Source organism: Nitrospira sp., from assembly GCA_029194535.1.
GTDB lineage: Bacteria > Nitrospirota > Nitrospiria > Nitrospirales > Nitrospiraceae > Nitrospira_C.
The window spans coordinates 673291-693815 of the sequence record JARFXR010000002.1; the positions used below are offsets into that span (position 1 = coordinate 673291).

Consider the following 20525-nt stretch of genomic DNA (forward strand, 5'->3'; position numbering starts at 1 on the left):
CATGATACCCAAGAAGACAGCCGTTTGACTACTCCCCGTTGCGGCTCAGAACGTGCGGATTTTTTCCGTAAGCTTTCGAAATTCCTTCTGAAAATCGATCTGGCTCTTGTGCGTCGTTCCACCCACGTGGACCGTCGAACCCTGATCCGATGAGACGATCTTCGTCCACAACCTTCGGTGGTAGATAAAGGAGGACAATGTGATGCCGACGACGATCATGGTGGATCCGAGCCAGACGATATTGATACCGGGATTCTTAGCGATTTGAAGCCCGGTATATTTCTTCGGCTTGTAGCCGATCAATTCGAACTGATATTTCGAATCCTTGATATCGAAGAGATCAGGGAACTGATAGAAGATCCACGGAGTGGCTTCCACCGTACTTCGCTCGTTGACGGTCAGCTTGATCGCGGGATTGGCGTGCTCGACGGTCTTGGAATACACCTTCTTCTCGGTGGAGTTGAACGCAAAATCCGCGACGAAATCCGTAACCGCCAACTTCAATTTCAAGTCGTCGATCGCCTGTTCTTTCTGCCATTCAAGATCGACCGTCTTGATGATCTTGTCCGACTCCTTGTCCTTAATATTGAGCCGCGCAATCTCGATTTGATCCCATGCGTCTCCATAACTGGACTGATAAAACCAGATGCCCTTATAGACCAGTGGATCGTTTACGGTAATCGTCTTAGTCAGCTGCTGCCGGCCGCCTTCGAGGACGGTCAGGGTACTGTTATAGGACTTGACCGACCCGTTTTCGTGGTAATCGATCCAGAACTTGTCGACCTTGAGATCGAAGTCTCCGCGCGGAATGTGATACGTCTGACCTTCGAGGCAGACACCGAACTCCTGAAATCCGTAGTAGCTGCCTAGCAGGCCGCCCACGACAATCACCGTAGCGCTCAAATGTGCCATATGCGCGCCGACGCGTCCGAGCACGCCTTTGGTGGCGTACAACGTGACCTCTCTCGCGTCGTTCTTCGCCAAGACACGATAGCCTCGTTCGATGAAGTACTGGGCCAATGACTGGGCAACCGTCTCCTTGTCACCCCGGACAGGAATCTCGGCCTGTTGCTTCAAGCCCTTGATGAAGGCCATTGACACGCTGACCTTGTCCTGCTTCATCGACCGCCAAACCGCAGGAAACCGCTTGTAGAAGCACGTCAAGGAGTTGACACAGAGCAGTCCAAGCAGGCCGGTGAACCACCACGTATGGTAGACATCCGTGATACCGAGCCGCAGGAACCATCGATAGGCATTCTCACCGTATTCCTGAATGTAGGTCTCAGGTCGCTCACCCTGTTGAATGACTGTCCCGATCGTGGCTGTAATGGCGATGAAGAGGAACAGAAACATCGCCAGCTTGATCGACGCGAAAAATTCCACGAGTTCGCGTGAGAACTCTTCCCAACCAAGGCCCGGCGCAGGATTGCGGGGCGTTTCACGCTCGGCGGTGGCCTCAGGCTGACCGTTCATCGTCTCACAAGTCCCATTTCCTTCACCAGACACACAATCTTCTGGGGCCCAGACGCTACCACCCGATTGACAAGGACAATTACAAGCCGGAAGGAGATACCGTCACTGGCGATAGGTCCTTTGGTACAACCGCAAGGGAGGAAGGCCTCAACAGCGCCATCTTACAAGTGCCCGAAAAGTGGTGTCAAGCGAGCGGCCGGTGCCGGCGGCGCAAAGCTTACCATCTTGTCGAACAGCGCAAGTCCCTACTATTGAAGAGATAGACAACTCCACCCTATCTCCGCTAGTATCGCAGGAATTACGCATATTGCCGGCAACGCTGCTGTGAATGCGTTCACGCCGGAAGGCCGGACAATCGTCCACCGAACTTGAGGAGCCCATGAGAAACAACTACCTGTTCACGTCGGAGTCCGTGACGGAAGGCCACCCCGACAAGATCGCCGACCAGATTTCAGACGGTATCCTGGACGCCATCATCGCCCAGGACAAGTTTTCGCGCGTGGCATGCGAGACGATCCTGACGACCGGGATCGCCTTCGTCGCCGGCGAGATTTCCACCAAGGCCTACGTGGAGATCCCCGATATCATCCGCGACGTGATCAAGGACGTCGGCTACACCGACGCCTCATGGGGATTCGACTGTAATACCTGTTCGGTCCTGACGGCCATCCACCAGCAATCCGGCGACATCGCCATGGGAGTCGACTCCGGCGGAGCCGGTGACCAAGGACTGATGTTCGGCTACGCGACGAACGAAACGTCCGAGCTCATGCCGATGCCGATCGTTTTGGCTCACCGCCTCACCCGTCGTCTCGCCGAAGTCCGCAAGAAGAACATCCTTCCCTGGGTGCGACCGGACGGCAAGTCGCAAGTCACCGTGGAATATCGGAACGGGAAGCCGATTCGTATCGACACGATCGTCGTCTCGACCCAACACAGTCCCGAAGTCACGAACAGGCAGATCGAGCGCGGCATCATGGAGAAGGTGATTAAGCCGGTCATGCCGAAGGGCCTCTACGATCCGACGAGCGTTAAGCACCACATCAATCCCACCGGCCGTTTCGTCGTCGGCGGTCCGATGGGGGACACCGGCCTGACCGGCCGGAAGATCATCGTGGACACCTACGGTGGGCACGGCAGCCACGGCGGCGGCGCCTTCTCCGGAAAGGATCCCACAAAAGTCGACCGCTCCGCCTCGTATATGGCGCGCTACATCGCGAAGAACCTCGTCGCAGCCGGCTTGGCAGACAAGTGCGAGGTGCAATTGGCGTACGCGATCGGCGTCGCCGATCCGGTCTCAGTCCTGGTCGACACGAAGAATACCGAGAAAGTCTCGGTCGACAACCTCGACAAGCTCGTGCGCAAACACTTCCCCATGACCCCGCGCGGCATCATCGATCACCTGAAACTTCGTCGTCCGATTTTCAGGAAAACGGCCGCCTACGGCCACTTCGGCCGGAGCGAACCGGAGTTTACCTGGGAAAAGACCGACAAGGCGAAAGTCCTGCGCAGAGAAGCAGGACTGTAGCATTGAGATCAAGCTAGGCACAGAACTGAAGGGGACGGGTCCCGACCCGTCCCCTTTTTTCTGGGGTTCTTCCGCTTTACGCGTCACGCTTAACGAGGAGGCAATCAGTGGATTACGATGTGAGAGATATCAAGCTGGCCGACCAAGGCAAACTCAAGATCGAATGGGCGGAAGTGACGATGCCCGTGTTGCGACTCATCAGGAAGCGGTTCAAGCGGCAGCAGCCGCTCAAGGGCGTCCGCGTAACCGCCTGCCTGCATGTCACGACGGAGACGGCCAACCTTGCCATCACCTTGAAGGCGGGCGGCGCGGATGTGCGTCTCTGCGCCTCAAACCCACTCAGCACGCAGGACGATGTTGCCGCGGCGCTCGTTCAACATGAAGGCATTCCGACGTTCGCCATCAAGGGCGAGGACAATGCCACCTACTATCGCCACATCGAATCGGCCATCGCCCATCGCCCGCACCTCACCATGGACGATGGAGCCGACGTCGTGTCGCACCTCCATTCAAAGCGGAAGGACCTCCTTCGCAACGTGATCGGCGGCACCGAGGAAACCACCACCGGCGTAATCCGCCTCCGAAGCATGGCGGAGAAGAAGGTCCTGAAGTTCCCCGTTATCTCGGTCAACGACGCCGACACCAAACACATGTTCGATAACCGGTACGGCACCGGCCAATCGACGATGGACGGCATCGTGCGCGCGACCAACAGGCTCGTCTGCGGTTCAGTCGTCGTCGTGGTTGGCTACGGTTGGTGCGGGCGAGGGATTGCCATGCGGGCCAAGGGGATGGGAGCCGATGTCATCGTGACTGAGATCGATCCGTTGAAGGGACTGGAAGCGGTCATGGACGGATTCCGGGTCATGCCGATGGAGCAGGCGGCTCCCATCGGAGATTTCTTTGTCACCGTCACGGGCAACATCCACGTGATTCGCGGCGAGCACTTTGCAGTCATGAAAGACGGTGCGATCGTCTGCAACAGCGGCCACTTCAATGTGGAGCTGGACATTCCGGCTTTGGAGCGGCTGGCCAAGAAACGTCGCATCGTGAGGACGGGAGTCGAAGAATTCACCTTCAAAAAGAACGGCCATCGCGTCAGCCTGCTCGGCGAAGGACGACTCGTCAACCTCGCCACTGCCGAAGGCCATCCGTCGAGCGTGATGGACATGAGCTTCGCGAATCAGGCGCTCGGCGCGGAATATATCGGCAAGCACTACAAGATGCTGGAGAAAAAAGTCTATCCGGTCCCCCCAGCCATCGACAAGGAAATCGCGCGGCTGAAGCTCGCCGGTATGGGCGTGCAGATCGACATGTTGACGGCGGAACAGAAAAAGTATCTCGCATCCTGGGAAATGGGGACGTAATCGTGGGTCCTGTCGTCGATCATCGCTCGGTCCGGCCGCCTCACCATCTCGGCAGCGCGCACAGGCGTGGCGCTTTTTATTCATCGCGCCGTGCGCCCTCTTACCCCGCCCGGTGTAGGGACCCCGCTGCGAGCGAGTGGCTGATCGACGCCACCCGCTGAAAGCCCTTTCCCAGTCTGCTTCGTGGAGTAGAACAAGAGGCCGCCTCAGCTGAGGCGGCCGTTGTTTTCTTGGCACCCGACAAGCGCGCCGTTTTGGTTCAGCAAGAGCGGTGACCCGGCGCCGCCTTGATGGTCGTCCAAAGAGTCTTTCACCGTTCTCCGCTTGCGTGCGTGATATCGCTCTCGGTGGACTGGCGACAAGATCAGATCTACCCACTGATAAAGCACTGCAGGTAAGTAACCGAGATGATAAATCTCACTCGCTCTCAACTGTTATTAGACACGGGAATTTTTGATGCCCGCTCACGAGCTTCAGCCTCAAGCCTTTGAGAAGCTTCAGCGCCTAGAGCTTGGTAACCCTTCGGACTAGCGAAGCCTCGCTTAAAAACAGTATCTGCGATGTCCTCGCGTCCAAAAATTGCCCCGAGTAAATGAACGAGTTAGAAGAGGAAGCCACTGAAACAAGAACCATTGGTCTGTATTACCTACACAAGAGTGGGTGGTCAGGCCTGCGGAAGCGAATGGAGCGGAAGCGAGGGCACTGCGCTTGCTGGAACGCTGTGGTCCGAAGCATGAGGACGGCGGCGCATGTTCGAAGTTCAGGTCTAACGGAGTGGGGCCTGAACAAGTTTGCGATGCCGAGCAGCCTGCGGCTTGCGCGGTCGAGTCGGAGCGATGAGCAGAGCAGGCCTGGCCGCCCCGTCTGCTTAACGAAGTACTTTGCCTTGAGGTACGACACCGATGATTCGCAGCGGCCCCCCGGTGCCGCCGGCGATTTTCATCGGCAGAGCGATCACGTCAAATCCACGTTCTGGAAGTTGGCTGAGGCCGGCGAGGTTTTCGAACACCGGCACATTATTGGAGAGCAACGCCACGTGCGTTTCAAACTTGGTTGACTGTCCATAATCGATCGAGGCGGTATCGATCCCGACGGCCTTGACCCGTCGCTCGCGCACCAGCCACGTCGCCGCATCGGGATGTAAGCCGGGAAAATGCAGGGCTGCGACTCCCTCCAATCCTCTGAGTTCGGTTCCGAGATACTCCTTCCTGGACGGCCAATATCGACTCAAGCCCGTGTTGAATAACACTATGGCATGGGCCGGTATCCGGCCGTGGGTGGATTCCCATCGCTCAAGGTCCTGGACCACGATGCGGTAATCGCGATCCCTGGCGCACCGCTCTGCGACGTCGACGCGAATCGCACTGCCGACCAGACGCTCGATGGGAACCTGATCGAGCGTCTGTTTCCCTCTGGAAAAATGAATCGGCGCGTCGATGTGGGTGCCGCCATGCTCGGGAAGCTCCAGGCGATTGGAGGCATAGTAATAGCCACGGGGCATGTCCTCTGCATGCTGCACGACCAGTTTGACGTCCTGCTCGGTGGGCCACACGATCGTCTCGCTTCCAAAGGCATGGGTCAGGTCGACCAACCGAGATTGCTGCAAAGCCAACGAATAGGGTTGGAGGAGGCTTTCCGCACATCCAACGCTTGCCGTCATCACGAGTATGGCCAGGCTCCTCATCAATCCGCGTGGACGGTAATTCCTGTCGGACACACGCTTGCTCTCCATGACTCCTCCTGGTTCGGTTTGGCTCTTGGAGAATATCTCCTATTGCGCTCAAAGATCCAACCACCAAGACTCGAGGTATTCCTGGGCACCTCTCAAGGAGATCGAGAAGGAAGCCGTCGGACGGCTCACGATCGGCACCCTGCCGGTGGCCCGTGGCTGCTACTGCAAAACCCCTCGTTTTGCTTTCTGGATTGGAAGAGCCATGCTAGGTTGATGGAGCACAGAGTTCCGACTAAGGGAGGGTTCCATGCTGGAAACCATCATCGTTGCCGCGGCCCTGTATGTATGCCCAGGCGAAGTCTATACCGATACCCCTCGCGCCGGTTGCCAGCCGCTACAGGAATCAAATCGAGAAGGTTTCAGCACGATTCCCGAATCGCCGGAGTTCACTTCCAAATCGTCTGCTCCAGCCGGGGAGAGCATCAAATCCATGAGGGATGGGCAGTCCAGAATTCCTGCCGCTTCCGCCGAGGAATGCGCCATGTACGAGGAATGGGTCAAGCTCTCAACCAAATCGAGCAGCCTGGGAGCTCGAGACCTCTCGCCGACCGAATTCGAACGATGGACGAACCTCAAACAGGTCTTTGGAAACAGTCCTCCGCCCAATTGCCGGTAGTCTCCTCCCCTTCTGTTCGGAGGCCCCTGGCCGGTTGATGGTCTGCTCCCGAGACTACCCGGTCTTGGACATCGACGAGAATGTCCTGGGTCCATCCTCACCGCCCGCCTCGGTTGAGTCCCTGCTCCCTCCTGCTCCGCTATATCGGTATCGGCAAAGATCTCGATGACATGGACTCGCCCGTCGTGCATGACCTAGCTAGGCCGCACAGGAACCCGAAATGAACCACTCGGCGAGCGATCCGTTCAAATTCTTATGGATCGGTACAGGGTTCATCCTGTATCTATATGGATCTCGATAGGAATTTGAAATGCTTCGCCGGCCGCTCTCTTCGTGTCAGATCCGTAAACCATGTTTTGTCGAACGACCTCCCGTCGTGAAGTAAGGAAAGGATCCTCATGATCTGCCGAGCTTTTGGTATCGCACTTGTCTGCCTCGTGGCTGTGCAACCTTGGGAGGGAGCTCAGGCTTTTACCCTGGGGCCGGCTGAAATCGAAGTTGAGCCCTATGCGAAAGGGGGAACGATCGCTTGGGATGAATTACAGGGGATCGGAGGGCATAAGTCCCTCGTCGCGTTGGGGATCAATGCCTTGGCGCGCTTCGATCGTCTTGGCGTCGGCTTCAACTTCGAGAATTGGTGGCTGGGAGAGAAGCTGGACGATGACGCAGGGATTATTCCCAATGAGGGACGCCGCTTCTATACCGATCTGCGCTATGGCTTTCGACCGACCGAAAGCCTTGAACTGTATCCCTTTGCCGGTGTGGGCTACGAGCATTGGAGCCGGGATGACGCAGTCAACTCCTGGACCTCCATCAATTTTCCCTATGCAGCAGTTGGCGGGGGAGCCGAATACGAGCATTGCTACGCGAAAATCGGATTGCTGATGCCCTTTGCTGCGACGGCCGATGTGGGACCGAACCCCACGTCACGGATCGGGGTTACGGCGGATGCCGGCCTCCGGTTGTTCAATTTCACCGTGGGAGTATTTTTCAGGTCGGTCGGGTTCGAAGATCCGGACGCCAAAATGGTTCAAGCCGGGGTGATGTTGGGTTACAGATTCCAGTAATGCCGACCGTCAGCTGTCGGAGGGGTTGACTCGGTATCAGTCCGGTGTATAGCCTAAAAGAGCACGAAGGAGAGGCTGCTCATGTCCGTCATGTGCTCCCTCGCAGTCTGTAAGGCGCAGGAAGGCCTCTGCAGTCATGAGAAGGCGATGCTCGGTCTCGCCTTGCTCACGGTCGCCGGTCTGGGCGCTTATTTCCTGATCGGTTGATCGGAGCTGCGGATCAGCCGTAGTCAGCCGCGCGGGCGAAGAGCCGCCCCGAGGGTGTTGGTGTGGTCACGCAAGCGCGACGCTGAATTGCCGCTCCTCTCAAGTCAGCGCCATCAACCGACAGTATCCACAGGTCGTGCTCCCCAACCGATCGCACCGGGTCCCATCGCGGTCCGCGCTCAATCCACGAAATCCATGTCCGGTTTAACCGGCAGCTACGGTGTAGCGAGGACACCGACCTGCGGGGTGCCTGAAGAAGCCGGATGACGGCGGCTTCGTTTTGGTCGACGTGAAAACAATTGAGGGAGGGAACCGCGTCTACCCTGCGTTGACGGCCCGTTTGACCGTTCCCGAATGAGGAAGCTTGGAGACCATGGGCAGTCCCGCCATGGCTTGATTGATCGCCATCAGCAGGTCTTCACGGCTGAATGGTTTCTGCAGACACAGGGCTCCTCCGACTTCGATGCCAAGCGCCTTCAGCGCCGCTTCATCATGACCCGACATGAACACCACATGGCACTTTTTCCTAATACGGAGGATTTGCTCGATAAGGTCACACCCGTGAACGCGAGGATATTGCTCATGTCCGGACCTCAGTTGCAGAACCGGTGGACGCAGGACGAGGTCGACCAACAGCAAATGAATCGGTCCACTATGGCTGGTACAGATCTGCAGGGCTTCCGAACTCCCTGGCGCTTTGAGGACCTTGCAGTCCACATCTTCGAGTGTGCGGGCGCACAGATGCAGCACGTCGGGGTCGTCCTCAACAACGAGGACCGTGCAGGGAGCCTTGCCTGCCTTCGGCTGAAGCGCCTGAGCCGAGACCTGCCGGTTGCTCTCGGCCGTGGCTCGACTGATGTACGGGAGGTCCTCGGCAGACCGTTGGATGAACTCCACCCCGAAGGATCCAGCCTGGACCCATCTGACTCGAGCCATGCCGATCAGCACCGGATGGGGCGCCTTGGGAATGGCGAGCCGCAGCCGCACGTAACTTCCACGAGGCACGGGACTGCTGCTTTCAATCCGACAGCCGTTGATATTCAGATCGAGCGTATACCCCTTTCCTTTGATCGACACGTCTTCCGAAATGCCTTGGAATTCGACCTGAATCCTGATCAGGGTACGCGATCGTCTGGGAGCGCGGTGCATCGCCGTGAAGCCTTTCGTACCGGTTCTATAGTTCTAATTGTTCTCTAAGTTTTCTATCGTAGTGCGGCGGCTTCGTCAAGAAAACCGGCGGAATAGACGATTCCGTGCGAGCACCGGCCAAGGCCTTGTCGACGGAACCGGAAGCTGTTCGCTATAATCTGTCGGTAATCGGTACTCACCCCCCATGACACATCCCCATGGCTCGCACCATCCATCCCTGGCTCGAACTCTGATCTTGGATGAATTGTTCGATCTCTTCCTGTATCGCAAGCTCCGTGAGATCACGCGCGACCGTGACGCACAACAGACTCTGGACGCGCTGATCGCGATCGAGATCGACCACCTGGCATTCTGGAAACGATTCTTCTCAATGGATATCGAGCACTTGGATCTGAGCCGATCCATCAAGCTGCAGCTTCTCATCCTCACCTGCCGCTGCTTCGGCATCACCGCCGTGCATCTGGTGCTGGAAGCCATTGAGGTTCACGGGGTTCGGAAGTACCTTGCGTTGTGGAAAGAGTTTCAGGACCAACCGTCGGGAGCGGCTCTCCGCGACGTTCTGATGGACGAGTTCAAGCATGAAGACGTGCTGGTGACCAGTCTGACCGAACGGAAGATCAATGCTGAGAAGGTCCGCAATATCTTCTTGGGTCTCAATGACGGTTTGGTGGAAATTCTCGGCGCCGTCAGCGGCTTCTTCGGAGCCTTCGGCAGCGCGACGCTGGTGCTGATCGCCTCATCGACGACCGCGGTGGCCGGTGCGCTTTCGATGGCGGCGGGAGCCTTCCTGGCGCTCAATTCCGAACAGGAGGTCAGAGCGACCGAAAGCGCCAAGAAAATGTTTCTGGGGGAACCATTCGAATCGACGGTCATGGCGGAGCAGCCGCTCGCATCGGCTGCCTTCGTAGGGATCGCCTACCTCTTCGGTGCGACCATCCCGGTGCTACCGGTGCTTCTCGGCGCGGCTGACGCCGTCTTGTCCGTGATCACAGCCGGCCTGATGGTCGTCGTGATCTCGGCCATCCTGTCTTTTCTGTCCGGTATGGACATCAAGCGGCGAATCCTGCTGAACTTGGCGATCATTACCGTAGCCGTAAGCGTCAGTTACGGGATCGGGGTTCTCGCCAAGGGCATCTGGGGAATCGCCTTGTAGGACATCGCCGACTCTCGTGAGGGATCTCGGGGTCACAGGCGGTACACTCTCCGTTATCACGCCCCCCGCGATCAGACCGTTGAGTTGCGCGGCACGAGGTAACGGCTGCCCAAGGATCCGATGGTCCAAGCATGGATGATGTCCACCCCTCTGACTTTCTGTTCGTCCAGAAAGTCCATCGGCAGATTACTCATCAGCACACCAGCCCCTCAGCGCCAGGCCGTGATTACGGCCTTCCTTAGCCGGAGCGGCTCGAGGATCACGGCAAAGTCTAGAACGGCCGTGGCGGGCGGGAGATCAGACGTGATGGTTACTTGCCCAACGCCTTCTTCACCGCCCTGGCGATCTCGGCGGGATTCTTCACCACCTTCACGCCGGCTTGTTCGAGCGCCTTCATCTTTTCCGTGGCGGTGCCTTTCCCCCCGGAGATGATCGCACCAGCATGTCCCATCCGGCGCCCCGGAGGCGCCGTAATCCCGGCGATAAAACTGATGACCGGCTTCTTGACGTGCTTTCTGATGAATTCCGCCGCCTTTTCTTCTGCATCCCCCCCGATCTCGCCAATCATGACGATCGCCTGCGTTTCGGGATCTTTCTCGAACAGCGGCAGCACGTCGACGAACCCGGTTCCGTTGACCGGGTCTCCGCCGATACCTACGCATGTGGTTTCGCCGAGTCCGAGCGTCGACAACTGATGCACGGCTTCATATGTCAGCGTGCCGCTTCGAGAGACCACGCCCACGATGCCTTTTTTATGGATGAAGCCCGGCATGATGCCGATTTTCGCCTCATCGACGGTGATGACGCCGGGGCAGTTGGGCCCGATCAAACGAACATCCCGACCACGGAGGGCGCGCTTGACCTTGATCATGTCGTTCACGGGTATGCCTTCGGTGATGCAGATGATCAGCTTCACACCGGCATCCGCCGCTTCCAGAATGGCGTCGGCGCAGAACGGAGGCGGCACAAAGATCAGGGACGTGTCGCACTCGGTCTTTCTGACCGCATCGGACACCGTATTGAACACCGGGATGCCTTCGACCTCCTGCCCGGCCTTACCGGGCGTCACCCCCGCTACGATCTGCGTTCCGTAGGCCTTGCACTGCGTCGCGTGGAACGAGCCTTCCTTGCCCGTGATCCCTTGCACCACTACCCGCGTGGCTTTATTCACGAGAATTGACATGGAGTTGTCCTTTTATCCGGTGTCTGGTTTCTAAAAGATGCCCTTGCCGTGGGCTTCTTGAATGGTGGCTCGATGCATATCGTAGTGCACCGACTGGCTGATCGAGGCTGTGGCTTCCGTAAACGGCATCGCAAAAAGCAGGAAGAACTGCATCCAGAAACCCAATTCCTCTTTTTGCTCCACGCTGTCGAGCGACCGCCTTTGACGGTCCGAAAAACTCGTCGAGACGATCACTTCTTCGGAGACGTATCCCGGTATCATCGCAAACGTCAATGCCGACAGATAGGCCCACACCCCCGGACCGTCGCCCTCGTCTTCGATGACCGCGATGTCGGCTCTGATGTCCGTCGGCTCCCCCGATGTCACGACCGACGAAAACAAGCCTGACTCCGAATAGGCTTTAAATGCCTGGCGGCGGACCGATTCTACCGTTTCCATTCGAGGCATCTGGCTGAAACCCTTGGGATCCAATGCACCGGCCACGATCAAGCCGATGGACTTTTTCTGCTGTTGAGTCTGCTGGGGAGGCCACTGTGCCGGAGGCTTGACCTTACCCTCCCGCACCATCATGCATCCCGACATAGTCACGATTAGCAGCGCAAATGTTGCCGTCGTCCAGTGCATTGAAGTGTTCCTATGGACAATAGGATTCGGCCGATCGAGCCTGCTGCACGACGGTCGCGAAGGTTCGGAGGAACCGACCTACGCCGCCTTTCCCGTCAACTTGACAATCTTTTGCGCGGCCTCCCACAGATCATCGGCCACGTCCAGCTTCAGACCGGATTCCGCCAGGAGCTTTCGCCCTTCTTCCGCGTTCGTTCCCTGGAGACGCACGACCAAAGGCACCGTGATTTTGACTTCCTTCGCGGCTTCGATCACTCCGTGGGCGATCCGCTCGCAGCGGACGATCCCGCCGAAGATATTGATGAAGATCCCCTTGACGTTCGGATCCTTCAGCAAAATTCTGAAGCCCGCCGCCACCGTATCCTTGGTGGCACCGCCGCCCACGTCCAGAAAATTCGCAGGTTCGCTGCCGGCGAGCTTGATCACGTCCATCGTCGCCATCGCGAGGCCCGCGCCGTTGACCATGCAGCCGATGTTTCCATCGAGTTTGACGTAGTTGAGGTTATTCGCCGTGGCTTCGATCTCCAACGGTTCTTCCTCGTTCAAGTCCCGCATGTTCTGCACGTCTTCATGCTTGAAGAGCCCGTTGTCGTCGAAAGATACCTTGCCGTCCAGGGCCACCAGAGTCTTGTCCTTGGTGATGATCAACGGATTGATCTCGACCAGCGCCGCATGTTTCTCCATGAACAGTCTATAGAGATTGCCGAGCAGTTGAACGAAGGGCGTAATGACCGCAGGCTCGATGTTCTGAAGGCCGAGGGCATAGGCCACGTTACGCCCATTGTGCGCCTGAAAACCGACCGCTGGATCGATGGCTTCCTTGATGATCTTATCCGGGGTCTTTTCAGCCACCTCTTCAATTTCCATTCCACCTTCTGTGCTGGCGATGAACGTTGGCCATGCGGTCTCACGGTCGACGAGAATGCTCAGGTATAGCTCCTTGCTGATGTTGGCCCCTTCCTCGATCAGCAGACGATGGACGGTGCGCCCCTTGGGACCGGTCTGATGCGTCACGAGCGTCTTGCCGAGCAGTTCCTTGGCCAGGCCCGCCACCGTCCCCTTGTCCTTCGTGATCTTGACCCCACCGGCTTTTCCACGACCGCCTGCGTGAATCTGGGCTTTGACGACGAAGACAGGTGTATTGAGTTCATCGACCCAGGCCGTCGCCGCACCGGGGGACGTGATCTCCTTCCCCCGGGGTACAGGGACACCGAACTGGGCAAAGATCGACTTGGCCTGAAATTCATGAACGTTCATGTCGCTCCTTCTGTCGCTTCAGTGCTGAGTACTCAGTTCTGAGTGCTGAGTAGCTGAACAAAAGCTCTCGCATTCCCAATCTCAGCACACAGCACTCATCGCTCAGCACTATCCTACTTTTCGTGTGTACGCTGGCAGCACCATCGGCGAAATCACTCCGCTGGAATTGCCGTGCTTACCGGCTTCGGCGCGAAACCGCTGCAGGTGTTTCAGCGTCAGTGTTCCCTGTTGCATTGACGCGGCGCGGGACGCAGCCATCAGTCCCGACCGCTTGCCGAACACCATGAGATCCAGCAGCGAATTCCCCATCAAGCGGTTGCGCCCATGCAGACCGCCGGAAGCTTCACCCGCCACGAAGAGGTTACGCACGTCGGTCTCTGAATTCGTATCGATCTTCACCCCGCCGTTCTGGTAATGCAGCGTGGGATAGATCAGTACCGGATCCTTGCTGATATCGATACCAAACCGCTCGAACTGCAGCATCATGGCAGGGAAATGCTTTTCCACCGTTCCGGGTCCATGCTCCGCGTCCAAAAGCGGGGTATCGAGCCAGACTCCGACACGACCCGACATCGTACGGATACCGCGACCCTCCTCGCATTCGCGGATGATGGAAGACGATACCACGTCGCGCGTGTCGAGCTCATTCACGAAGCGTTCGCCTTTGGCGTTGACGAGATGTCCGCCTTCGGACCTGATGCCTTCCGTCACCAAGGCCCCGATCAATTGTTCCGGGTACACGGCGCCGGACGGGTGATACTGAAACGTGTCGATATGCGCGAGTTTGGCACCCATTCGATAGGCCAGACAGAGCCCGTCGCCGGTGGCCCCATAATGGTTGCTCGTGGGAAACCCCTGGATGTGCAGGCGACCGATGCCGCCCGTGGCGAGAATCACGGACTTGGCCGCAACCACGACCGTACGATGATTGTCGAGGTCCTTGAACACGGCGCCGGCACAACGCCCCTCGTCGTCGCTGAGCAGTTCGACTGCCGCGCAGAACTCCAGCAACTGAATCTTCTGATTGATGACCTCGTCCTTCAATACCCGCATGATTTCAAGCCCGGTGTAGTCTGAACAGGTCAGGAGACGAGGCTTCGAGCTGCCGCCGCCCTTCTTCACGTGAAGATTGCCGTCCGCCTGCCGGTCGAACAGAACGCCGAGATCAATCAGCCATTGCGCGATGGCCGGCCCGTCTTCGACCATCACCTTGAGCAGGGCATGGTCATTTTGCATGTGACCGCCCTTCAGGGTGTCGATGAAATGCGTGACCGGCGAGTCCTCCGGGGCGACCGAAATCTGCATCCCACCCTGGGCCATCACGCTGTTCGAATCTCCGAGTCGGAGCTTGGTGGCCAGAATGACTTTGGAGCCGGCGCCGTGCGCATGCAGAGCCGCGGCACAGCCCGCGCCTCCGCCTCCGACCACCAGCACGTCGGTCGTGTAGTGGGGCGTCAGGTCGCTGTCGCTCTGAATCGGACTATCCCCTTCCAACAGGGTCGCCAGCTCCACAACGGTCTTGTCGCCGGCATTGGGGCCGAATCGGATGGGGCGATAGGCGCTCGCGCGAAAGTCGGGATGGTATTTGTGAATCAGCTGGTCGCGATCGGCGGGAGAAAACTTCGGGATGGTTTGCTTACGGCGTGCATCTCGAGTCTTGTGGACGATTTGTTGGAGTGCGTGAATGTCCATCTTCTCAATCCGTCATGCGTCAAGCGTCATTCGCCAACCGTCTTCTCTCAGAGCTTCGATACGATTGAGGACTGACGATTGACGAATATCGCCATTTCACTTCACCGTCGCGCAGTGATCGGCGAGTTCCTTCTCGCTCATTTTGAGAATCTTCTTCCACTCGTCGTTGAAACGACCGTCTCGAATCTCCTTGATGCGAGTCTGTAAGCCCGCCGGCTTCTCGGCGAAATGCGCGCCTTGGGCCCGACTCACATACAGTGCGACAAGGTTGGGGGCGATATCGGCAATGCAGACCGGCGTGCACATCCCGCACATCACGCAGTCCATGAACATTTCCGATACGCTCTTGAAATCGCCGAACACAGCCTTCCAGACGCCCTCACGAACGTCGATTTTCTGCGGACAGGCTTCCGTGCATGCGTTGCAATTTCTACAGAGAGGGGCTTCGGGATAGAGGTTGAACAGGTCTTGCTTGGGGTCCTTCAGGGTCTGGATGTCGTAAATGGCCTTCCGGGCCGGGAAGGGCGGCATGATCGTAAACGACATACCGTCCTGCACCGCCGTCTGACAGGCCAAACAGGTTCTGACCTTGGGGTCATCCTTGGTTCGATAGTAGGTCGCACAAGCGCCGCAGAAACCGCCGAGACAACCTGCGCCTCTGACCACTTCCTGGCCGGTATACCACAGGGCTTTGATGACGGTGATCCCTTCCGGGACTTCGTATTTTTTCCCGGAGATTTCAATCGTCACCATCCTGGGTTTCAGCACCTCAGGTTGGTCGATGACGTTGGTATCGTCTGGAGCCATTTCCCTGCATCCTCATTCTGAATCGTCGCCGGAACCGACTGTCTTGACGCTCACTCCGGCCGGGCCGCCCTGCGGCCCGGCCGTCTTGCCCATGACTTACGCGATCGCGTCGATGATCTTGTTCAGTGTGGCACTGGGACGCATCGCCTTCGAAGCCTTCTCGTCGTTCGGATGATAATATCCGCCGACGTCCTGAGGTTTGCCTTGAGCAGCCAGGAGCTCCTGATCGATCTTCGCGGCGTTGTCGCCGAGATCTTTGGCGATCTTTGAGAATTTTTCGGCGATGGTCTTATCCGCCGTCTGAGCCGCCAAGGCCTGCGCCCAGTACAGAGCGAGGTAGAAATGGCTGCCGCGATTGTCTATCTCGCCGACTTTGCGTGCGGGGGACTTATTGCTCTCGAGGAACTTCGCATTGGCTTGATCCAGCGTATCGGCCAAGATCTTTGCCACCCGGTTATCCCCCACCTTCGCCAGATGCTCAAGCGATGCGGCCAAGGCAAGAAACTCGCCGAGTGAGTCCCATCGGAGATATCCCTCCTCCTGGAACTGCTGCACATGTTTCGGGGCCGATCCACCCGCACCCGTCTCAAACAGGCCACCGCCGTTCAACAGCGGAACGATCGAGAGCATCTTGGCGCTGGTCCCGATCTCGAGGATCGGGAACAGATCGGTGAGGTAGTCGCGCAGCACGTTGCCCGTCACGGAGATCGTGTCCTTGCCTTCCTTCATCCGCTCCAGTGAGTAGCGACAGGCATCGGCCGGCGCCATGATCTTGATCTCAAGGCCGGTCGTGTCATGCTTCGGCAGATAGGTATTCAGCTTCTTAATCAACTCGGCGTCATGGGCTCGGTCCTTGTTCAACCAAAACACGGCGGGCACCCCCGTCGCCTTGGCACGGTTCACAGCCAGCTTGACCCAGTCTTGGATCGGGGCATCCTTCACCTGGCAGGCCCGCCAGATATCACCCTCTTCGACCTTGTGCTCCAGCAGGGTCTTGCCCGCGGCATCGACTACGCGCATCGTGCCGTTACCGGGAACCTTGAAGGTCTTGTCGTGCGAGCCGTACTCTTCCGCCGCCTGCGCCATCAAGCCGACGTTGGGAACGCTCCCCATCGTCTTGGGATCGAACGCGCCGTGTTTCTTACAAAACTCGACCATTTCATGGTAGACGGGTGCATAGCTCGCATCGGGAATCACGCACTTCACATCCTGTAGCTTGCCCTCCGGATTCCACATCTTGCCCGAGTCACGGATCACCGGAGGCATGGACGCATCAATGATGACGTCGCTGGGAACGTGCAGATTGGTGATGCCCTTGTCGGAATTGACCATCGCCATAGGCGGACGCTTCTGGTAGACCGCCTGAATGTCTGCCTCGATCGCCTTGCGCTGATCTTCCGGCAACGACTTGATTTTGGCGTACAGGTCTCCGATTCCATTGTCCGGATCGACACCAAGCTTCTTGAAGGTGTCCGCATGCTTCTCGAAGACATCTTTGTAGAACACAGTCACCGCATGTCCGAAGATCTTGGGATCCGAGATCTTCATCATCGTGGCCTTCATGTGCAGAGAGAACAGAACTCCCTTCTTCTTCGCATCCTCGATCTGCTCTTCGAGGAACTTGCGCAAGGCCTTGACGCTCATGAACGTGGCATCGAGAACTTCGCCGGCCTGCAACGCGATCTTGTCCTTCAGCACCGTGACCTTGCCGTCCGCCCCCACGAACTCGATCTTCGCGGTAGTTGGGGCCGGAATCGTCACGGACTTTTCGTTCGAGCGGAAATCCCCTGCCGTCATGTGCGAGACGTGCGTCCCGGAATCGGAGCTCCAGGCGCCCATCTTGTGCGGGTGTTTTCTGGCATACGCCTTGACGGACAGCGGCGCGCGGCGGTCCGAGTTGCCCTCGCGCAGCACCGGGTTGACGGCGCTGCCTTTGACTTTGTCGTAGCGAGCCTTGATGTCCTTTTCCTTGTCGTCCTTGGGAATTTCCGGATAGTCAGGCAGCTTGTACCCCTGGCTCTGGAGCTCCTTGATCGTGGCGACCAATTGCGGGATCGACGCGCTGATGTTCGGCAGCTTGATGATGTTGGCTTCCGGTGTCTTGGCCAGCTCGCCGAGCTCGGCCAGCGCGTCCGGCTGCTTCTGCTGCGGGGTCAGATATTCGGGAAACACAGCCAACACTCGTCCGGCCAACGAAATATCCCGCAACTCGACGGTCACGCCGGCGGCCTTCGAGAAGGCGTTGATGATCGGAAGAAACGAATAGGTCGCCAGCATCGGCGCTTCATCGGTCTTCGTATAGATGATCTTGGAGGCTTTCGTGCTCATGGTTGTCCCTCTGTTAACTCCTGTTTAGTTCAGCGCGTTCAGCGCCGAACCTGCCTTGAACCACGCAAGTTGTTGTGCCGTCATGCTGTGGTTCGCCTGGATGGTGAGCGTGTTGCCATCCGTCTTGTGAATGATCACCTGCACCGGCTTGCCAGGAGCCAGATTCGTCAGCCCCGTCACACTGATGCGGTCCTGCTGCTCGATCTTCTCGTAATCCTTCGGATCAGCGAAGGTCAACGCCAAGATCCCCTGCTTCTTCAGATTGGTCTCATGGATGCGGGCAAAGCTCTTCGTGATCACCGCTCGGACGTTGAGGAAGCGCGGGGACATGGCCGCATGTTCCCGGCTGCTTCCCTCGCCGTAGTTCTCATCGCCGACGACGATGGATCCGATGCCCTTTGCCTTATAACGGCGCGCGATCTGCGCGATCGTCAACCCGGTTTCCCCGGTCAGTACATCTGTCCCCTTGCCCGGCTCCGAGGAAAATGCATTGTTCGCGCCCAAAAACATGTTGTCGCTGATCTTGTCCAGGTGGCCCCGGAACTTCAACCACGGACCGGCGGGAGAAATGTGATCGGTCGTGGTCTTCCCCTTCGTCTTGATCAGGAGGGGAAGCTTTTCAAAATCCTTTCCGTCCCAGCGCGGGAACGGCTGCAGCAGTTGTAACCGCTCGCTTGTGGCGGGAATGTCTACCGTCAAGCTCTCGCCGTTTTCAGCCGGCGCGACGAACCCTTCCTCGCCCTTGGCGAATCCCTTCGCGGGCAACTCCTCGCCCTGCGGTGGATCGAGCTTGAATTCCTTTCCATCGGCTCCCTTCAATTTGCCGTTGACCGGGTCAAACCCCAGATCCCCCGACAAGGCATAGGCCGTCACGACTTCCGGGCTCGCCAGGAACGAGAGCGTTTCGTTGATCCCGTCATTGCGCCCCGGAAAGTTCCGGTTAAAGGAGCTGACGATCGAATCCGCCTTCCCTTTCACTCCGTCGGCGCGCTTCCACTGGCCGATGCAGGGGCCGCAGGAATTCGACAATACGGTGCCTCCGAGCTTCTCAAAGGTTTCCAGAAATCCGTCGCGCTTCATCGTGTGATAGATGCGCTCCGAGCCCGGCGATACGAGAAACGCTGTCTTGGCCTTGAGGCCGGCTTTCATTCCCTGCTTGGCGATGTGGGCCGAACGGCTGATGTCTTCATAGGATGAATTGGTGCAACTCCCGATCAACGCCGCCTTCAATTCGACCGGATACCCCTTTTCTTTCGCTTCCGCCGCCAGCTTGGAGACCGGGCGAGCGAGATCCGGCGTATGCGGCCCGACGACGTGCGGCTCCAGCTTGGAGAGATCGACCTCGACGATCTGGTCGTAGTACTTCTCAGGCGATTGATATACTTCCGGATCGGCAACCAGGAGGTCCTTGTGCGACTGCGCGAAGTTCGCCAGATCAGCACGATCGGTGATCGTCATATAGGCGACCATTTTCTGATCAAATGGGAACACCGATGTCGTCGCGCCCAATTCCGCGCCCATGTTGCAGATCGTGCCCTTGCCGGTAGCGCTGATCGTCTCGGTTCCTGGGCCGAAATACTCGACGATTTTGTTCGTCCCGCCCTTCACGGTGAGGAGCCCGCACAGATAGAGAATCACGTCTTTGGGTGATGCCCATCCGTTCAACTTGCCGGTTAATCGCACCCCGATCAACTTCGGATGGAGCACTTCCCAGGGGAGTCCGGCCATCACCTCCCCGGCATCCGCTCCTCCGACTCCGATCGCCAACATGCCGAGCCCGCCGCCGTTCGGCGTATGGGAATCCGTGCCGATGATCAAGCCGCCGGGGAATGCATAATTTTCCAGAACGACTTGATGGATAATCCCGGCGCCCGGCTTCCAGAATCCGATGCCGTACTTTTTCGCCGCGGAAGCAAGGAAGTTATAGACCTCTTTGTTCTCGTCCATCGCGCGAAGTAGATCCTTTTCGGAGCCCATTTCAGCGCGGATCAGGTGGTCGCAGTGAATCGTGCTCGGGACCGCAGCCTGTTTCTTCCCCGCCTGCATGAACTGCAACATGGCCATCTGAGCCGTCGCGTCCTGCATCGCCACCCGGTCCGGTCTCAACGCGAGCATCGCTTTCCCGCGATCCCAGACTTGCGTGTCGAAATTGTCGGCGTGCGACACAAGAATTTTCTCGGCGAGCGTGAGGCCCCGGCCGAATTTCGTTCTGGCTTTCGCGCAGACGTCCGGCATCTTGGCATAGAGTTTTCTGGCGAGCTCGAGTGACATCTCTCTCTCCTTGCAAACGGGCTAGGCCTCTGAGAACAGGAGCCGGGGAGTGACTCCCCCCGACCACGCAC

17 protein-coding genes are annotated in these 20525 nt (G+C 58.0%); 6 read left to right on the forward strand and 11 right to left on the reverse strand.

Annotated features, from left to right (window positions below):
- Positions 1-45: 45 nt before the first annotated feature.
- Positions 46-1473: a cytochrome c biogenesis protein ResB gene (locus tag P0111_14625; protein ID MDF0645261.1), complete on the reverse strand. Its 1428-nt coding sequence runs from the start codon at positions 1471-1473 to the stop codon at positions 46-48.
- A 379-nt stretch (positions 1474-1852) separates the two neighbouring features.
- On the opposite strand from P0111_14625, the gene metK reads away from it, so the two are divergent.
- Positions 1853-3001 carry a methionine adenosyltransferase gene (metK, locus tag P0111_14630; protein MDF0645262.1) on the forward strand — a complete coding sequence of 383 codons (1149 nt, stop codon included), beginning with the start codon at positions 1853-1855 and terminating at the stop codon, positions 2999-3001.
- A 107-nt stretch (positions 3002-3108) separates the two neighbouring features.
- Positions 3109-4368 carry an adenosylhomocysteinase gene (gene ahcY / locus P0111_14635; GenBank protein ID MDF0645263.1) on the forward strand — a complete coding sequence of 420 codons (1260 nt, stop codon included), beginning with the start codon at positions 3109-3111 and terminating at the stop codon, positions 4366-4368.
- Positions 4369-5236: 868 nt separating this feature from the next.
- Here the strand turns inward: ahcY and P0111_14640 are convergent.
- Positions 5237-6100, reverse strand: coding sequence for a cyclase family protein (locus tag P0111_14640; protein MDF0645264.1), 864 nt, complete (start codon positions 6098-6100; stop codon positions 5237-5239).
- A gap of 247 nt (positions 6101-6347) precedes the next feature.
- On the opposite strand from P0111_14640, the gene P0111_14645 reads away from it, so the two are divergent.
- From P0111_14645 to P0111_14655, 3 genes are all read left to right on the forward strand, one after another.
- Positions 6348-6716: a hypothetical protein gene (locus P0111_14645; protein ID MDF0645265.1), complete on the forward strand. Its 369-nt coding sequence runs from the start codon at positions 6348-6350 to the stop codon at positions 6714-6716.
- A gap of 398 nt (positions 6717-7114) precedes the next feature.
- On the forward strand, positions 7115-7783 hold the full coding sequence (locus P0111_14650) for a hypothetical protein (GenBank protein MDF0645266.1): 669 nt from the start codon (positions 7115-7117) through the stop codon (positions 7781-7783).
- Between the two features lie 81 nt (positions 7784-7864).
- Positions 7865-7990, forward strand: coding sequence for a hypothetical protein (locus tag P0111_14655; protein ID MDF0645267.1), 126 nt, complete (start codon positions 7865-7867; stop codon positions 7988-7990).
- Positions 7991-8308: 318 nt separating this feature from the next.
- Here P0111_14655 and P0111_14660 read toward each other — a convergent pair whose 3' ends face one another.
- Positions 8309-9139: a response regulator gene (locus tag P0111_14660; GenBank protein ID MDF0645268.1), complete on the reverse strand. Its 831-nt coding sequence runs from the start codon at positions 9137-9139 to the stop codon at positions 8309-8311.
- Positions 9140-9323: 184 nt separating this feature from the next.
- On the opposite strand from P0111_14660, the gene P0111_14665 reads away from it, so the two are divergent.
- Positions 9324-10292, forward strand: a complete 969-nt coding sequence (locus P0111_14665; GenBank protein MDF0645269.1) for a VIT1/CCC1 transporter family protein — start codon at positions 9324-9326, stop codon at positions 10290-10292.
- A gap of 71 nt (positions 10293-10363) precedes the next feature.
- Here P0111_14665 and P0111_14670 read toward each other — a convergent pair whose 3' ends face one another.
- The 8 genes from P0111_14670 to P0111_14705 all read right to left on the reverse strand — a co-directional run bounded on the left by P0111_14670 (position 10364) and on the right by P0111_14705 (position 20454).
- The gene (locus tag P0111_14670; GenBank protein ID MDF0645270.1) at positions 10364-10486 is read right to left on the reverse strand and encodes a hypothetical protein; all 123 of its coding nucleotides are present in this window, start codon (positions 10484-10486) and stop codon (positions 10364-10366) included.
- A 116-nt stretch (positions 10487-10602) separates the two neighbouring features.
- A complete protein-coding gene (gene sucD, locus P0111_14675) occupies positions 10603-11475 on the reverse strand; it encodes a succinate--CoA ligase subunit alpha (protein MDF0645271.1) in 873 nt (290 codons plus the stop codon).
- Between the two features lie 30 nt (positions 11476-11505).
- A complete protein-coding gene (locus P0111_14680) occupies positions 11506-12099 on the reverse strand; it encodes a hypothetical protein (protein ID MDF0645272.1) in 594 nt (197 codons plus the stop codon).
- 78 nt (positions 12100-12177) lie between these two features.
- Positions 12178-13356: an ADP-forming succinate--CoA ligase subunit beta gene (gene sucC / locus P0111_14685; GenBank protein ID MDF0645273.1), complete on the reverse strand. Its 1179-nt coding sequence runs from the start codon at positions 13354-13356 to the stop codon at positions 12178-12180.
- A 108-nt stretch (positions 13357-13464) separates the two neighbouring features.
- Complete coding sequence (locus P0111_14690) at positions 13465-15048, reverse strand: FAD-binding protein (protein ID MDF0645274.1); 1584 nt, start codon at positions 15046-15048, stop codon at positions 13465-13467.
- Between the two features lie 96 nt (positions 15049-15144).
- On the reverse strand, positions 15145-15855 hold the full coding sequence (locus P0111_14695; protein ID MDF0645275.1) for a 2Fe-2S iron-sulfur cluster-binding protein: 711 nt from the start codon (positions 15853-15855) through the stop codon (positions 15145-15147).
- A 96-nt stretch (positions 15856-15951) separates the two neighbouring features.
- The gene (locus P0111_14700; protein ID MDF0645276.1) at positions 15952-18183 is read right to left on the reverse strand and encodes an NADP-dependent isocitrate dehydrogenase; all 2232 of its coding nucleotides are present in this window, start codon (positions 18181-18183) and stop codon (positions 15952-15954) included.
- A gap of 24 nt (positions 18184-18207) precedes the next feature.
- A complete protein-coding gene (locus P0111_14705) occupies positions 18208-20454 on the reverse strand; it encodes an aconitate hydratase (protein ID MDF0645277.1) in 2247 nt (748 codons plus the stop codon).
- Positions 20455-20525 lie beyond the last annotated feature (71 nt).

Bases quoted from the DNA above. Each gene is read 5' to 3' on its own strand.
- P0111_14670 (MDF0645270.1), bottom strand. From the start codon at position 10,486: ATGAGTAATCTGCCGATGGACTTTCTGGACGAACAGAAAGTCAGAGGG.
- P0111_14690 (MDF0645274.1), bottom strand. From the start codon at position 15,048: ATGGACATTCACGCACTCCAACAAATCGTCCACAAGACTCGAGATGCA.
- P0111_14650 (MDF0645266.1), top strand. From the start codon at position 7,115: ATGATCTGCCGAGCTTTTGGTATCGCACTTGTCTGCCTCGTGGCTGTG.
- P0111_14705 (MDF0645277.1), bottom strand. From the start codon at position 20,454: ATGTCACTCGAGCTCGCCAGAAAACTCTATGCCAAGATGCCGGACGTC.
- P0111_14645 (MDF0645265.1), top strand. From the start codon at position 6,348: ATGCTGGAAACCATCATCGTTGCCGCGGCCCTGTATGTATGCCCAGGC.
- P0111_14660 (MDF0645268.1), bottom strand. From the start codon at position 9,139: ATGCACCGCGCTCCCAGACGATCGCGTACCCTGATCAGGATTCAGGTC.
- P0111_14665 (MDF0645269.1), top strand. From the start codon at position 9,324: ATGACACATCCCCATGGCTCGCACCATCCATCCCTGGCTCGAACTCTG.
- P0111_14680 (MDF0645272.1), bottom strand. From the start codon at position 12,099: ATGCACTGGACGACGGCAACATTTGCGCTGCTAATCGTGACTATGTCG.
- P0111_14695 (MDF0645275.1), bottom strand. From the start codon at position 15,855: ATGGCTCCAGACGATACCAACGTCATCGACCAACCTGAGGTGCTGAAA.
- metK (MDF0645262.1), top strand. From the start codon at position 1,853: ATGAGAAACAACTACCTGTTCACGTCGGAGTCCGTGACGGAAGGCCAC.
- sucC (MDF0645273.1), bottom strand. From the start codon at position 13,356: ATGAACGTTCATGAATTTCAGGCCAAGTCGATCTTTGCCCAGTTCGGT.
- P0111_14655 (MDF0645267.1), top strand. From the start codon at position 7,865: ATGTCCGTCATGTGCTCCCTCGCAGTCTGTAAGGCGCAGGAAGGCCTC.
- P0111_14625 (MDF0645261.1), bottom strand. From the start codon at position 1,473: ATGAACGGTCAGCCTGAGGCCACCGCCGAGCGTGAAACGCCCCGCAAT.
- P0111_14640 (MDF0645264.1), bottom strand. From the start codon at position 6,100: ATGGAGAGCAAGCGTGTGTCCGACAGGAATTACCGTCCACGCGGATTG.
- P0111_14700 (MDF0645276.1), bottom strand. From the start codon at position 18,183: ATGAGCACGAAAGCCTCCAAGATCATCTATACGAAGACCGATGAAGCG.
- sucD (MDF0645271.1), bottom strand. From the start codon at position 11,475: ATGTCAATTCTCGTGAATAAAGCCACGCGGGTAGTGGTGCAAGGGATC.